The 14052-nt window shown below is 59.1% G+C and carries 14 protein-coding genes and 2 tRNA genes; 11 read left to right on the top strand and 5 right to left on the bottom strand.

Annotated elements, in window-relative coordinates; translation table 11 throughout:
• Positions 1-50: 50 nt before the first annotated feature.
• Complete coding sequence (locus GVI59_RS12750; RefSeq protein ID WP_173574588.1) at positions 51-500, top strand: DUF2501 domain-containing protein; 450 nt, start codon at positions 51-53, stop codon at positions 498-500.
• Positions 501-768: 268 nt separating this feature from the next.
• On the opposite strand, the gene nusG is transcribed toward GVI59_RS12750, so the two are convergent.
• From nusG to GVI59_RS12735, 3 genes are all read right to left on the bottom strand, one after another.
• Positions 769-1299 carry a transcription termination/antitermination protein NusG gene (gene nusG / locus GVI59_RS12745; RefSeq protein WP_010668723.1) on the bottom strand — a complete coding sequence of 177 codons (531 nt, stop codon included), beginning with the start codon at positions 1297-1299 and terminating at the stop codon, positions 769-771.
• A 9-nt stretch (positions 1300-1308) separates the two neighbouring features.
• The gene (gene secE, locus GVI59_RS19390; protein ID WP_077814465.1) at positions 1309-1503 is read right to left on the bottom strand and encodes a preprotein translocase subunit SecE; all 195 of its coding nucleotides are present in this window, start codon (positions 1501-1503) and stop codon (positions 1309-1311) included.
• Positions 1504-1657: 154 nt separating this feature from the next.
• Positions 1658-1734, bottom strand: a tRNA-Trp gene (locus GVI59_RS12735).
• Positions 1735-2031: 297 nt separating this feature from the next.
• Between GVI59_RS12735 and GVI59_RS12730 the strand changes: the two genes are divergently transcribed.
• The 7 genes from GVI59_RS12730 to atpC all read left to right on the top strand — a co-directional run bounded on the left by GVI59_RS12730 (position 2032) and on the right by atpC (position 8863).
• A tRNA-Gly gene (locus tag GVI59_RS12730) sits at positions 2032-2105 on the top strand.
• Positions 2106-2212: 107 nt separating this feature from the next.
• Positions 2213-3652, top strand: coding sequence for an MFS transporter (locus tag GVI59_RS12725; protein WP_173574587.1), 1440 nt, complete (start codon positions 2213-2215; stop codon positions 3650-3652).
• Between the two features lie 212 nt (positions 3653-3864).
• Positions 3865-4455 (top strand): F0F1 ATP synthase subunit delta, encoded by a 591-nt coding sequence (locus GVI59_RS12720; protein WP_173574586.1) that lies wholly within the window; start codon positions 3865-3867, stop codon positions 4453-4455.
• Positions 4455-5990, top strand: a complete 1536-nt coding sequence (atpA, locus tag GVI59_RS12715) for a F0F1 ATP synthase subunit alpha (protein ID WP_173574585.1) — start codon at positions 4455-4457, stop codon at positions 5988-5990. The genes GVI59_RS12720 and atpA overlap by 1 nt, the downstream gene beginning before the upstream one ends.
• A 16-nt stretch (positions 5991-6006) precedes the next feature.
• Positions 6007-6888 (top strand): F0F1 ATP synthase subunit gamma, encoded by an 882-nt coding sequence (locus GVI59_RS12710; RefSeq protein ID WP_173574584.1) that lies wholly within the window; start codon positions 6007-6009, stop codon positions 6886-6888.
• Positions 6889-6948: 60 nt separating this feature from the next.
• Positions 6949-8427, top strand: a complete 1479-nt coding sequence (atpD, locus tag GVI59_RS12705) for a F0F1 ATP synthase subunit beta (protein ID WP_173574583.1) — start codon at positions 6949-6951, stop codon at positions 8425-8427.
• A 28-nt stretch (positions 8428-8455) separates the two neighbouring features.
• On the top strand, positions 8456-8863 hold the full coding sequence (atpC, locus tag GVI59_RS12700) for an ATP synthase F1 subunit epsilon (protein ID WP_010665847.1): 408 nt from the start codon (positions 8456-8458) through the stop codon (positions 8861-8863).
• 236 nt (positions 8864-9099) lie between these two features.
• On the opposite strand, the gene queF is transcribed toward atpC, so the two are convergent.
• Entirely contained in the window at positions 9100-9570 is a 471-nt protein-coding gene (gene queF / locus GVI59_RS12695) for a preQ(1) synthase (RefSeq protein ID WP_173574582.1), read from the bottom strand.
• Between the two features lie 102 nt (positions 9571-9672).
• Here queF and rnd point away from each other — a divergent pair, with 102 nt between their 5' ends.
• Positions 9673-10899 carry a ribonuclease D gene (rnd, locus tag GVI59_RS12690; protein ID WP_173574581.1) on the top strand — a complete coding sequence of 409 codons (1227 nt, stop codon included), beginning with the start codon at positions 9673-9675 and terminating at the stop codon, positions 10897-10899.
• A gap of 166 nt (positions 10900-11065) precedes the next feature.
• The gene (locus GVI59_RS12685) at positions 11066-11824 is read left to right on the top strand and encodes a GcrA family cell cycle regulator (protein ID WP_173574580.1); all 759 of its coding nucleotides are present in this window, start codon (positions 11066-11068) and stop codon (positions 11822-11824) included.
• A 171-nt stretch (positions 11825-11995) separates the two neighbouring features.
• Here the strand turns inward: GVI59_RS12685 and GVI59_RS12680 are convergent, their stop codons facing one another.
• Positions 11996-12493: a bactofilin family protein gene (locus tag GVI59_RS12680; protein WP_173574579.1), complete on the bottom strand. Its 498-nt coding sequence runs from the start codon at positions 12491-12493 to the stop codon at positions 11996-11998.
• 523 nt (positions 12494-13016) lie between these two features.
• Here GVI59_RS12680 and GVI59_RS12675 point away from each other — a divergent pair.
• Complete coding sequence (locus GVI59_RS12675; RefSeq protein ID WP_173574578.1) at positions 13017-14006, top strand: adenosine kinase; 990 nt, start codon at positions 13017-13019, stop codon at positions 14004-14006.
• Positions 14007-14052 lie beyond the last annotated feature (46 nt).

The following is a 14052-nucleotide window of genomic DNA, read 5'->3' as shown; positions in this document are numbered from 1 at the left end:
CGCTTCGGTGATAACTGGCTTGCCGGGGCCATCACTGAAAAGGAAAATCCATGATCTTTCGTCGTTCTGGCGTTCTGGCGCTCGTTGCTGGCCTGTCGTTTGCTGGTGTGTCCGCTTCTCACGCACAGTCTCTCGGAGGCATTGCTCAGGGTGCGGAGCAGGGCGCCCTGCAAAGCGTGACGGGTTCTTCCGGCGGCACATCCGGCCTGCTCGGCAGCCTTGGCGTCCCGTCGCTTTCTTCCGCAAGCTCAGGCAACATCGCCGGTCTGCTGGGTTATTGCGTTCAGAATGATCTGGTCAGCAATGTTTCTTCCGCAAAGTCCACGCTGAACACGCTGACGGGCAAGTCCGATGTGACCAGCGACACGTCCTACGCTTCAGGTCAGCAGGGTCTGCTGCAGCTTGCTGACGGCAACCAGCTTTCCCTGTCCTCTCTGAAAGCTGCGGTCCGCAAGAAAGTCTGCAAGGCTGTCACGAGCAAGGCTTCCTCACTTCTCTGAAAAGAATAGCGAGCCTGCCGTCGTTGGAACATCCGGCGGCAGGTTAAATGAAAACGCCTGATGATGTGCAGGTGCGACCAAGGCAGATGAAGGGTTTGTGATCGCCACGTTCCATGTTCTGGAATGAGGCCATTCCCTTTAAATTTGTCGCCCGGGGCGCAGAGAAAGCGGGAATCGTGTTTTCCGTCCCGGCCTGCAAATCATACGAACGAAAAAGCCCCGGTCTTTTGAACCGGGGCTTTTTGTTGGATGCGAACCGAAAAGGCGATCAGAGTTTCTCGACTTGCCCATACTCAAGATCGACAGGCGTGGAGCGACCGAAGATCGAGACGCTGACCTTGAGGCGCTGCTTCTCTTCGTCGACTTCCTCGACAACACCATTGAAGGAGGTAAATGGACCGTCTGCGACGCGGACCTGTTCGCCGACCTCGAAGGTGACGGAAGAGCGCGGACGCTCGACACCTTCCTGGGCCTGCTTCATGATCCGCTCGGCTTCCGCCGCGGGAATGGGGCTTGGACGGGTCTTGGAGCCAAGGAACCCGGTCACTCTTGGTGTGTCTTTCACCAGATGCCAGGCGTCGTCCGTCAGCTCCATGTTCACCAGAATGTATCCCGGGAAGAACTTGCGCTCGGAATTGACCTTCTGGCCTCGACGGATCTCCACCACTTCCTCGGAAGGGACAAGAACCTGCTCAATATGGTCGGACAGCCCTTTCTGGGCGGCCTCTTCCATGATCTGGGTGGCGATTTTCTTCTCGAAACCCGAATAGACGTGAACGACGTACCACCGCTTGGCCATGCCGGTCCTCTAGCCTCCCAGCCCGAAAAGTTCTCGAACGCCGAGCCCGATAGCCTGATCGACGACGAAAAAGAAAATGGAAGCGAGCGTAGCCATCGCGAGTACGGCTCCCGTTGTCACCAGCGTCGCTTTCCGTGACGGCCAGGTGACCTTTTTGGCCTCGGCTTCTACATCCCGGAGGAATTTGACTGGACTGGCTGACACGAAAAAACCTTCTCTTTCGACCTGCCCGTCGACCCTGACTGGGCCGAATCCGGCAGACCGGTAACACTCGCCAGAAACCGGCCGGAGCCGGCAACCTGTGCCAGCCCTGTCCAGCGTCGGGACTGGTCCCGTTGAGACTGAATTCAGGCTGATTTGGCAGGGGCGGAGGGTCTCGAACCCGCAACCTCCGGTTTTGGAGACCGGCGCTCTAGCCAATTGAGCTACACCCCTGCGGTACCATCCCGAGTGACCCCCGAAGCAGACCGAAGTCTTTTCCGCTGTTTCCACTCAGGTCGGGCACAGGTGGCGGAAAAGAATATGTTGCGCGTTTAAAGTCAAGAGGAGGGAGAGAGAATTGCTTCGGAAAAATGATCTTCCTGATCGGGGAAGCGCTGAAAAACCCCACGAAAAGCCGGATTTTTGCGAGAATTATTTTCTGTGAAAAAAGCAGCGCGTCCATTCCGGCGCATAACGGCATGGATAGAGGCTTGCGTCGTCCGAAAGGGAAGTTATATAAGCGCCTCGGATGCGGGCGTAGCATAGTGGTAATGCAGTAGCCTTCCAAGCTTCTTAGGAGGGTTCGATTCCCTTCGCCCGCTCCAGATTTCCTGTATAAGCGATATACGCGATGTGACTAAGTCGGTCAGGCTGGGCTATTCCCATTTGCCTGCGCTTTGTCATGTCTGCTGCGCTGTCAGGAAAAGAAACGATGCTCTTACAAACCGCCCAGCCGGATTCCAAAAGACACCAATGGCTTGTGCTGGCGTCCTGTTGTCTCAGTCTGCTGCTGGTCATGATGGACGTGACCATCGTCAATGTGGTTCTGCCCTCCATCAGGCAGGCTTTCGGGGCCAGCCTCTCCGGTCTGCAATGGATTGTGGACGCCTACACGCTGACAGTCGCGGCTCTGCTCATGGCGGCAGGCACTCTGGCGGACCGGTTCGGACGGAGGCGGGTCTTTCTGACGGGAATCGTGATTTTCTGTGGGGCTTCCGCGCTCTGTGGGCTGGCTCTCACGCCGACGCAGATGATCGTGGCGCGGATTCTGCAGGGGGTAGGGGGCGCCATGCTGAATCCGGTGGCTCTCTCCATCATTGCGAATACATTTCTGGACCCGGGCGATCGTGCGCGGGCGATCGGCATGTGGGGCATGATGTCTGGCATCGCGCTGGCGCTGGGGCCTGCTGTCGGCGGATTTATCGCCGATGCGCTGAACTGGCGCGCGGTGTTCTGGATCAATGTGCCTGTCGGGCTGGTCGCTCTGGCCATGACGATCCGTTTCGTCCCGGAATCGCGCTCCCCGATTCCGGCGCGATTCGATCCGGTTGGGCAGGTGCTGGCCGCGCTGACGAGCATGACCCTAGTGGGCGCTCTGATCGAAGGGCCGGATTTCGGCTGGCATAGTGCTCCGATTCTCGGGCTGCTGGCTTTGTCTGTGCTGTCGCTGGCGGCGTTTCTCATTGTCGAGAAGCGCAGTGCGCACCCCATGCTGAATCTTGGGTTTTTCCGCTCTGTTCCTTTTGCGTCGGCCACTGTGCTGGCCGTGCTCTGCTTCGCTGTTTTTTCGTCGCTGCTATTCCTGAGCACCATCTACCTTCAGGACGTGAGAGGATTCGCTCCCGGTGCGGCGGGCTGGAAACTGATGCCCTTCGCTGTGGCTGTGGTGATCGCAGCCCCGCTTTCCGGGAGGCTGGTGGCGGCGCGGGGCGCTCGTGTGCCGCTGATGCTGTCCGGCTGCGGGCTGGCTGGTGGAGCGTGGATGCTTGCCGGGCTGGCTGCGGACACGTCACCGCTCTGGCTGGCGACGGCCTATGCGCTGACGGGCGCAGGATTCGGCCTCTGTAATGCGCCGATCACCAACGCGGCAGTCTCTGGAATGCCGAGGCGGCAGGCCGGTCTGGCGGCGGCGGTTGCGTCCACGAGTCGACAGATTGGGGCGGCCCTTGGCGTGGCGATAGCGGGGAGTGTCCGTGGCGCGGGGATCATGACAGCAGACAGGGCTGAATTTGCTGCTTCATTTCTGCATCTTAGCTATTTCGTCTGCTGGATCGGAGTGGCGCTTGGCTGCGGTGTGGTGCTGGTCGGAGCGCTTGCGACAAGCGGCTATGCGCGGGAAAGCGCGGAGCGTGTTGCGCAGGATTTTTCCTGAGCGATGGCGTGGAAGTCCGGATTGTTGCCGGGTTGAAATATTAGGGGAAGATTGACTTCTCTTCATCTGGTCTGTTGCGCGCCGATAGTCACCATGCTAGAGGCCGCGACAATAACAAATGCGACCGGGTGTGCTTTACGGGTCGGGTGTGAAACCGGACCGGGACCGCGCATTCCGATGCCCCTGGGGAACGCAGAAGGAAACAGCCGACAGTGGCCACTGCCGTAACAAGTACCCGATCCGCTGCTCAGTCCCCGGTGGGGACAGGTGGCCTCGCCGGGCGGTATGCGACCGCGCTTTATGAGCTTGCCGCCGACAGGTGGAAGCTCGACGAGGTCCTGCCCCAGGCTGACGCTCTCGCCAGACTGATCGATGAAAGCCCTCAGTTCGCGGCCGTCCTGCAGGACACGCGTCTTGATATCAGAGACGCCCGCAAGGCAGTTCTTGCTGTCATCAGGCAGCAGGGCTTTAGCGATCTGATCATTAATTTCGTGGGCGTGATCGCTGACAATCGCCGACTTTCCCGTCTTCGTCAGATTCTGGCGGCGTTCGCCGCCGTGGCTGCCGCCCGTCGGGGTGAGGTTTCCGCTGAGATCGTCAGCGCGCAGCCCCTGACGACAGCGCAGCGTGCCCAGTTGCAGGGCAAGCTCGCCGAAGCCGGTTATTCGCGTGTCGTGCTTCAGGAGCACGTTGATCCCGAGATCCTTGGTGGTCTTGTGGTGCGCGTCGGTCCGCGCCTTGTTGACACCAGCCTGCAATCCCGCCTTGTACGCCTGCATTATGCCATGAAGGGAGCCGCGTGATGGAAATCCGTCCCGCTGAGATTTCGGATATCCTGAAGCAGCAGATCGCTTCATTCGACACGGCGTCAGAAATCGCCGAAACAGGAACGGTTCTGACCGTTGGCGATGGTATCGCCCGCGTTTACGGCCTTCAGAACGTCATGGCCGGTGAACTCGTCGACTTCCCGACGGCCGGTCAGAAGGGCATGGCCCTCAACCTTGAGAACGACAACGTTGGTGTCGTTATCTTCGGTTCCGACACGGAGATCCGTGAAGGCGATACCGTCAACCGTTCCGGTGCGGTTGTCGAGGTTCCGGTCGGCAAGGGCCTGCTCGGGCGCGTTGTCGATGGTCTCGGCAACCCGATCGACGGCAAGGGCCCGCTCACAGACGTCACGATGAAGCCTGCGGAAGTCAAGGCTCCGGGTATCATGCCGCGTCAGTCGGTCAGCGAGCCGATGCAGACCGGCATCAAGGCCATTGACGCGCTCGTGCCGATTGGACGTGGCCAGCGTGAACTCGTGATTGGTGACCGTCAGACCGGTAAGACCGCGATCCTGCTCGACACCATTCTGGCGCAGAAAGAGGTGAATGCGCTCGGCGATAACAAGAAGTCGCTGTATTGCATCTACGTCGCGATCGGTCAGAAGCGCTCCACGGTTGCCCAACTCGTCCGTACGCTCGAAGAGCGCGGTGCGATGCCTTATTCCATCGTGGTGGCGGCAACGGCGTCCGATCCGGCTCCGATGCAGTATCTGGCGCCTTACTCCGCCTGCGCCATGGGTGAGTATTTCCGTGACAACGGTATGCATGCCCTGATCTGCTACGACGATCTGTCAAAGCAGGCTGTTGCTTACCGTCAGATGTCGCTGCTGCTGCGTCGTCCGCCGGCTCGTGAAGCCTATCCGGGTGACGTCTTCTATCTGCACTCCCGTCTGCTGGAGCGCGCTGCGAAGATGTCCGACGCGAATGGCGCCGGTTCCCTGACAGCTCTGCCTGTCATCGAAACGCAGGCTGGTGACGTCGCCGCCTACATTCCGACAAACGTGATTTCCATCACCGATGGTCAGATCTTCCTTGAGACCGATCTGTTCTATCGTGGTATCCGTCCGGCCGTGAACGTTGGTGGTTCGGTTTCCCGTGTTGGTTCTGCCGCGCAGATCAAGTCGATGAAGCAGGTCGCCGGCAAGATCAAGCTTGAGCTTGCCCAGTATCGTGAAATGGCTGCGTTCTCCCAGTTCGCATCCGACCTTGATCCGGCGACGCAGAAGCAGCTTGCCCGCGGCGCCCGTCTGGTGGAGCTCCTGAAGCAGCCTGAGTCTTCCCCGCTGTCTGTTGAAGAGCAGGTTGTGGTGCTGTTCGCAGGAACGCGTGGCTATATCGACGGCATTGCTGTCGACAAGGTCGTGCCCTGGGAGACGAAGCTTCTGGCCGAACTGCGCAGCCCAGCCAAGGACATTGTTCAGGCTCTGCGCACCGAGCGTCAGATCACCAAGGATCTTGAAACGAAGATCGGCGAGTTCCTTACGGACTTCAATCGTCGTTTCACAGCCTGATCGCGAGTAACCGTTCATGGCCTCCCTGAAGGAACTCCGCGCACGGATCGGAAGCGTCAAATCGACGAAGAAGATCACGAGCGCGATGAAAATGGTCGCGGCGGCGAAACTCCGCCGCGCCCAGTTGCACGCTGAGGCGGCCCGCCCTTATGCGGCTGCCATGCGTCGTATGCTTGGCGAACTTGCCGGATCCATGACTGGTCAGGATGGTCTTCCGCAGCTTCTTGCCGGCACGGGTAATGACCGTGTTCATCTCCTGATCCCGATCACCAGTGACCGTGGTCTTGCCGGTGGGTTCAACTCGAACATCAACCGCACGACCCGTCTGACGATCCGTCGCCTCCAGTCTGAAGGCAAGGTCGTCAAGCTGCTTCCGATCGGCCGCAAGGGATATGACTATCTGTCCCGTGAGTATGCCGATCTGATCGTCGATCATGTGATCGGTGTGGGTGGCAAGGAAATTCCGTTCTCTGCGGCGAGTGATCTCGGTGCGAAGGTTACGGCGCTTCTGGAAGCCGGACAGTTTGATGTCTGCACCGTCATCTATAACCAGTTCAGGAACGTGATGTCGCAGGTGCCTACGCCCCTGCAGCTCATCCCGCTGGGACTGGAAGAAGCCGAAGCAAAGCCTGATCCGAACGCAGCTCAGTATGAGTTCGAGCCGGACGAGCAGGTGCTGCTGGAACGTCTGCTGCCGCGCAATCTGCAGGTACAGATGTATGCTGCCCTGCTTGAGTCGGCGGCCGGCGAACAGGGTGCGCGTATGACCGCCATGGACAACGCCACCCGAAACGCAGGCAAGGCGATCGACCGTCTGACGCAGACCTACAACCGGACACGTCAGGCCAACATCACCAACGACCTTATCGAGATCATCTCGGGTGCGCAGGCGGTCTGATCGCCGCCTCCATCCGATCCCGTATCATTCAGACCGAATTTGCCCGCAGGAGCTGATCCCATGTCGGACACCACCACACAGACCCCGGCCCAGTCTTCAGCCGCGGGTTCGTCAAACAATGTCGGCCGTATCACCCAGATTCGTGGCGCTGTCGTTGACGTCCAGTTTGAAGGCGAGCTGCCCAAGATTCTTGGTGCGCTGCACGTAAAGCTGGGCAACCACACTCTTGTGCTTGAAGTGGCGCAGGAAATTGGCGAACACGAAGTGCGCTGCATCGCCATGGACACCACCGACGGTCTTGTCCGCGGTCAGGAAGTCATTGACACAGGCGCACAGATTTCCGTGCCGGTCGGCCCGGAAGTGCTTGGCCGCATCATGAACGTGATCGGTGAGGCCATCGACGAAAAAGGACCGATCCGCACCACGCGCACGGCTCCGATCCACCGCGAGGCTCCTTCGTTTGAAGAGCAGGCTGGCGCATCCGAAATTCTCGTGACAGGCATCAAGGTCGTTGATCTGCTTTGCCCGTACCTGAAGGGCGGCAAGATCGGTCTGTTCGGTGGCGCCGGCGTCGGCAAGACCGTTATCATTCAGGAACTGATCAACAACATCGCCAAGGCGCACGGTGGTGTGTCCGTATTCGCAGGTGTTGGTGAGCGTACCCGTGAGGGTAACGACCTGTATTTCGAAATGCAGGACGCAGGCGTCATCAAGGTCAACGAAGACGGCTCCACGGACGGTTCCAAGGTGGCGCTGGTTTATGGCCAGATGAACGAGCCGCCGGGAGCGCGTGCCCGTGTTGCGCTCTCCGGTCTGACACAGGCTGAGTATTTCCGTGACGAGGAAGGCCAGGACGTCCTGTTCTTCGTCGATAACATCTTCCGCTTCACGCAGGCTGGTTCGGAAGTGTCCGCTCTGCTGGGCCGTATCCCGTCAGCCGTGGGTTATCAGCCGACGCTGGCAACGGAGATGGGTGCTCTGCAGGAACGCATCACTTCCACGAAGAAGGGTTCGATCACCTCCGTTCAGGCCGTTTACGTGCCTGCCGACGATCTGACCGATCCGGCTCCTGCCGCGACCTTCGCTCATCTGGACGCAACAACGGTTCTCAACCGTTCGATCGCGGAAATGGGTATCTACCCGGCTGTGGATCCGCTGGATTCCACCTCCCGTTCGCTTGATCCGAAGATCGTTGGTGAAGAGCATTATCAGGTCGCCCGTGACGTGCAGCGTATCCTGCAGACCTACAAGTCCCTGCAGGACATCATTGCCATTCTCGGCATGGACGAGCTCTCGGAAGACGACAAGCAGCTCGTCGCCCGCGCTCGCCGTATCCAGCGCTTCCTGTCCCAGCCGTTCCACGTGGCCGAAGTGTTCACGGGCGCTCCGGGCAAGCTGGTTTCGCTCGAAGACACGGTCCGTTCGTTCAAGGCGATCGTTGCCGGTGAGTATGACGATCTTCCGGAAGGCGCCTTCTACATGGTTGGCTCCATCGAGGAAGCTGTCGCCAAAGCTGAGAAGATGAAGGAAGCGGCGTAAGTCGCCGACGTCGGAAGGGACCAACAGAATGCCGATCAAGGTCGAGATCATCAGCCCGGAGAAGGTTCTGGTGTCCCGCGACGTGGACATGGTCGTCATGCCGGGTGAGGAAGGCGATATCGCCGCCATGCCCGAGCATGCTCCCATGATGCTGCTTCTGCGTGGCGGCACCGTTACCCTTTATGAAGGCGAGACCCCTACTGACCATTACTTTGTTGGTGGTGGCTTTGCGGATATGACGCAGACACGGTGCACGATCCTTGCGGACGAAGCCGTACCGGTTACGGAAATTTCCATCGACGCCGCTACGGCAAGGCTTGAAGCCCTGACGGAAGCATGGGAGTCAGCCGACAAGTCAGACGTTTCCCGTCTTGAAGGACTGATGTCGAAGATTCAGTCCGTACGGGCCGAGATTGACGCCGGAGCTGGCGGCTAAAGCTCTTCGGTCATGATTGTTACAGCAAAAAGCCCCGGTTCAGTTTTCTGAGCCGGGGCTTTTTGTATGACGTTTGTATATCTTGCAAAGTCGGGCTCAGAGCTTTGCCCCTGAACCTCACAAAGGAACGCTGCTCCTTTGATCCCGATCTGATGGGCAATGGAACTCCGGCTCTTACGGGGTGAGACGACACCCCCGTAAAGTTGTCCCTCGTGCAGATGCAGGTGAAGAGACAGTCAGCCGCGTCCTCGATAACCTGGAACATCCTGAGCGGGGATCCAGACGCCTTCCGGCGGCAGGCCCGTCTGCCAGAAGACATCAATAGGCATCCCGCCTCTGGGATACCAGTAAGCGCCAATCCGCAGCCAGACCGGATCAAGTAGTTTGACGAGCGTTTCTGCGATCGTCACCGAGCAGTCTTCATGAAACGCGCCGTGATTTCGGAAGCTGGTGAGATACAGCTTCAGAGACTTGCTTTCGACAATCCAGTCCCGAGGAATGTAGTCGATCACCAGATGCGCAAAATCCGGCTGGGCTGTGACGGGGCAGAGCGATGTGAATTCGGGCGCAGTGAAGCGCACAACATACTGTTTCCCTTTGTGAGGGGCCGGGACGCGTTCCAGTTCCGCCTCTTCGGGCGATTGTGGCATCGGTGTGGATCGACCGAGCTGGGTAAGGGTTTCCCGGTCGTCATTCTGCGCGGTCATGGTCTGTCTCCATTCAATCTTTCACGCGATGTGTCACTGGCGTGGTGCTGACGTCAAGGAAGCACACTTTCGCTTTTCAGCGGCTCTGTGTATGGAACGCTCATGGCTAAAAGTCCCCGATACAGCTTTCCGGCGCCCCGTCTGATTACCAGCACGACTGACCTTGCAGAAACAGTCGAAAGACTCAGAAACGAGACTTTCGTTACGGTCGATACCGAGTTCATGCGGGAAAAGACCTACTGGCCCGAGCTGTGTCTGCTTCAGATCGCCGGGGAGAAGGAAGTCGTCCTGATCGATGCGGTTGCGCCGGATCTTGATCTGACGCCCCTGACAGTCCTGTTCGATGATCAGTCTGTCGTGAAGGTTTTTCACGCAGCCCGTCAGGATCTGGAAATCTTTCTGCATCTGTTTGATCGCCTTCCGCAGCCCCTGTTCGATACACAGGTGGCGGCGATGGTGGCCGGATATGGCGATCAGGTTGGATACGACAATCTTGTCGGCGCAGTCACCGGCGCATCAATCGACAAAAGCCATCGTTTCACGGACTGGTCGGTCCGTCCGCTATCGCCGGCCCAGCTGGCCTATGCTGCGGCGGATGTGACCTATCTGCGCCTGGTCTATGAATCCCTGCTCAAGCAACTGGAGCGGGAAGGCAGATCGGCATGGGTCAGCGCTGAACAGGCTGCACTCTCTGATCCGGACAGATTACGGGTGGACCCCGAAAAGCAGTGGGAAAAGCTCCGCGCCCGGACGAATAACCGCAGGATGCTGGGTATCCTGCGGGCGATTGCCGCGTGGCGGGAGAGGGAAGCCCAGAATGCGAATATTCCACGGCAACGTATGCTGAAGGACGAGAGTCTTCTGGAGATTGCCGCGACGGTGCCGGGCAATACGGATGACCTGGCCCGTGTGAGAGGCGTGAGTCGTGGATTTGCGGAAGGCCGGGCCGGGCAGGAATTGCTGGATGTGATCCGCGATGCCGTCCAGCTCCCGGATGCGCAATTGCCAAAGGTCGTGCGGAGCGGGAAGGGGTCTGATGGTCCGCGTCCCTCTCCGGCGCTGGTTGCATTGTTAAAGGTATTGCTGGCGTATCAGTGTGAAAAGCACGATGTTGCCCCCAAGCTTGTGGCCAGTTCCGACGATCTTGACGCTTTTGCTCTGGACCCCGACCCGACCGGGCCGCTACTGACGGGCTGGCGTCGTGATGTTTTTGGTGAGGAGGCGCTTGCGCTGTTCGAGGGGCATCTGTCTCTCGGTGTCAGTGCGGGGCGACTTCGTCTGATACGGACGGATAATCAGGGCCAATCCTGTTCGGATGCGAACGTCTGAACGGGTAAGAGACTTTGACGCGGCGATGTCACAAGACTCTGCGAGGGCATTGTGATGTTCGCTGCGGAGTTTCGATGACTGTTGCTTGAGTGTGTGTGGCGAAAATCATATTTTCGCTCAGAACTCGGAACCGGGTGCGACCGTCCGAGAATGGGAGAGGCGTGTCATGGAATGGACAGACGAGACAATCGCCCGTCTCAAGGCTTTATGGCAGGAAGGACTGTCAACGGCTGAGATCGGGCGACAACTCGGAATTACAAAGAACGCGGTGGTGGGCAAGGCTCACCGTCTGGGACTTCCCGCACGTCCGTCTCCGATTCGTCGACAGGATGGAAAAACAGCCGCCAAGAAAACGGCAGAGACCGGAGAACAGGCCAAGGCGTCGGCACCACGTCGTACTGCCAAGGAAACAGGTGCTGCCGAGAGTGCGCCTGCTGCGTCCGTAAGCGCGGTTGCTGCTCAGCCACCAGCCGCGGTCACTGCTGATGCAGCAACCAGCGGAGAGGCGCCAGCGTCTCAGGTTAAAAAGCCTGCTGAAAAGCCGGTCGTTGTCAGCAGCATGAAGACAGAAAGCGCTCCCGCAAAGCCGCTGGAAACTGTTGCCGTGAACGAAAAGCCCGCTGAACAGCGCGTGAAAGCGACAGTTCCAGCTCTGGCTAAAGTGGCGCAGGAAGAGGCTGTCGTAGAAAAGCCCGCTCCGGTCGCGAAAAAAGCTTCTCCGGCCTCGCGTCCCGCCGCTCAGCGGCTGGCTGCCGTGATGGAGCCTCGTCGTCGCAGTGCAACCTGCTGCTGGCCGCTGGGTGATCCGGGAACCCCGGGTTTCCACTTCTGTGGTGCGACACCTTTGCCGGGCAAGCCTTATTGCGCGGAACATGCTGCCATGGCTTACGTCAAGTTGCGTGATCGTCGCGAAAACGCGGGCTGAGTGGGAAATCAGGAGCTTTTCTATCGGATGGAGGCCGTCTCGTTGCTTCCATCCCCCAGGAGAAGAGATTCTGCGGCTTAATCAGAAAGTGGCAACAAAAAAACCCGCCATATGGCGGGTTTTTTGTAATCAGACGCACAGGTTTGAAACTGTGCTTTTCTGACTCCCTGATCAGGCAGGCTTGTCGGTCTTGGTCGCTACATCCTTGTCGGAGAGCATTTCCAGCTGACCTGTGATCTGACCACCATCTTCAACGCGCAGACGCTTGCAGGTCGCCTTGCCAAGCAGACGGCCGGTTGCTGCAACGGTCAGGTGACCGCGAACAGTCAGCGTGCCGTCAACGGTGCCGGCGATCTCTGCGTCTTCCACTTCGACGCCACCACGGAACAGACCGCCCGGAGCAACGGACAGCTCCTTGGCGTTGATCATGCTGGACTCGACAGTGCCTTCAACCACGAGGCGCTCTGCATCCTGCACGGAGCCCTGAACGCTGATGCCGCGACCGACAACGAGGGTGCGACGATCATCACGCGGGGCGTTCACGGCCGAAGGGCGCTGGCCCGGGACGATGCCCTGTCCGCCTGCGAGCGGTGCGCTCGGCGGGGTAGGACCACCGGCAGGGGATGACCCCGGAGTTCCGGACGTGGGAGGAAAGGGAGCACGACCCATAGATGTTGAATCCTTCGAAGGTGAGGAAGAACCAGCAGTGCTGGTTAGCGACCTGTCTGACTCGCCTGCCGGCTTGGGCGAAAAGATGGCTCCATGTCCGCCAGCATCTGCTTTTGCAGATTTGCTTTCGGAAGAACCAGAAGCAGGCGACCGGGGAACGCCGGCATTGCTACCGGTCGCAGACGTGGCCGACCCGGCTGACTGGGTCTTGGAGGCGTCAGGTTTGTGTCTCTTGAATAGCAAGAAAAACCCCGTCACTCGTGTATGGGCCGCAAGGCGACCGGATAGCTGCCGACATCGTCAGCTTCGGAATGGAAGTCTGTAGCCAATGTCAGCGGTTCCTCACGGTTATACGCATAAGGGGGCGCTCGACAAGGGAGTTCGTTACGGAATTTTCCCGGAAAATGGCTGATAAACGCTTCTCCGGGGATCGGGAACGGAAATGAGGGGGCTCTGGAGGCATGGACTGCGCCAGTACATTGGAGGTAGAGGAGACCAGCTTTTCAGTCAGCGGGACCAAGGTATGACCATCCTTTACGATCTTTGCGGTATAGGAAACGCCATCACGGATGTGCTGGCGAAGGTGAGTTTCGATTTCCTCGAAGCTCAGGGCCTCGTGGCCGGCAGCATGACCCTGATTGATGAGGATAGGGTAAAAACCCTGCGGGATGCGGTGCAGGTCGAGTGCGAGACGGGGGGTGGATCAGCCGCCAATACCTGCGTGACGGCGGCCCAGCTCGGTTCTCGTGTGGCGTATCTCGGCAAGGTCTCGGGCGACACGGCCGGAAACGCATTTTCTGAAGACATGCGTGGATGTGGTGTCGCCTTTCCGTCCAAACCGCTGGACGGACGGCTGGGGGCCAATCTGGCGACGGCGAGTTGCATCGTGCTGATCACGCCGGATGGCCAGCGTACGATGTGCACGTATCTTGGAGCCTGCACGCAGTTTTCCCCGGAAGACGTTCTGCATGATGTCATTGCAGCGTCCTCCATCGTCTATCTTGAAGGTTATCTCTTTGATCCGCCGCATGCGCAGGAAGCCTTCCGACGGGCGGCGACACTGGCGCATAACGCCGGGCGTCAGGTTTCCCTTTCTCTTTCGGATCCCTTCTGCGTAGGCCGTCATCGGGACGCATTTCTGGATCTGATCAAGGGGCACATTGATATTCTCTTCGCCAATGAGAATGAGATCTGCGCGCTGTATCAGACGGACAAGTTTGAAACGGCTGCGCGACATGTTGCGGAAGACACCAGCTTCGCGGCGCTGACACGCTCCGAACTGGGCAGCGTGGTGATCCGTGGCGGCGAGCGGGTCGATATCGCTCCCGTGCCGACACAGGTTGTAGATACGACCGGCGCTGGCGATGCGTATGCAGCGGGCTTCCTGACCGGCCTTACCTCGAACCGTTCACTGGAAGAATGCGGACGGCTGGCCTCGCTGGCGGCGTCCGAAGTAATTTCTCACTATGGCGCCCGCCCGCTTTCCAATCCCTGGAAAGACGCCGGTTTCTGAGAATGCTGTGCCGGAGAGTGAATGAGGCTCTCCGGTGACAGGGGAT

Origin of the sequence: Acetobacter sicerae (assembly GCF_011516765.1) — a bacterium.
Lineage (GTDB): Bacteria > Pseudomonadota > Alphaproteobacteria > Acetobacterales > Acetobacteraceae > Acetobacter > Acetobacter sicerae.
The sequence above is the reverse complement of the archived record's forward strand: the minus strand, read 5'-3'. Positions and strand labels throughout refer to the sequence as shown.

Coding starts and splice junctions, on each gene's coding strand:
- atpC (WP_010665847.1), top strand. CDS start 8,456: ATGCCGATCAAGGTCGAGATCATCAGCCCGGAGAAGGTTCTGGTGTCC.
- GVI59_RS12710 (WP_173574584.1), top strand. CDS start 6,007: ATGGCCTCCCTGAAGGAACTCCGCGCACGGATCGGAAGCGTCAAATCG.
- GVI59_RS12675 (WP_173574578.1), top strand. CDS start 13,017: ATGACCATCCTTTACGATCTTTGCGGTATAGGAAACGCCATCACGGAT.
- atpD (WP_173574583.1), top strand. CDS start 6,949: ATGTCGGACACCACCACACAGACCCCGGCCCAGTCTTCAGCCGCGGGT.
- GVI59_RS12725 (WP_173574587.1), top strand. CDS start 2,213: ATGCTCTTACAAACCGCCCAGCCGGATTCCAAAAGACACCAATGGCTT.
- GVI59_RS12750 (WP_173574588.1), top strand. CDS start 51: ATGATCTTTCGTCGTTCTGGCGTTCTGGCGCTCGTTGCTGGCCTGTCG.
- nusG (WP_010668723.1), bottom strand. CDS start 1,299: ATGGCCAAGCGGTGGTACGTCGTTCACGTCTATTCGGGTTTCGAGAAG.
- atpA (WP_173574585.1), top strand. CDS start 4,455: ATGGAAATCCGTCCCGCTGAGATTTCGGATATCCTGAAGCAGCAGATC.
- rnd (WP_173574581.1), top strand. CDS start 9,673: ATGGCTAAAAGTCCCCGATACAGCTTTCCGGCGCCCCGTCTGATTACC.
- GVI59_RS12680 (WP_173574579.1), bottom strand. CDS start 12,493: ATGGGTCGTGCTCCCTTTCCTCCCACGTCCGGAACTCCGGGGTCATCC.
- queF (WP_173574582.1), bottom strand. CDS start 9,570: ATGACCGCGCAGAATGACGACCGGGAAACCCTTACCCAGCTCGGTCGA.
- GVI59_RS12685 (WP_173574580.1), top strand. CDS start 11,066: ATGGAATGGACAGACGAGACAATCGCCCGTCTCAAGGCTTTATGGCAG.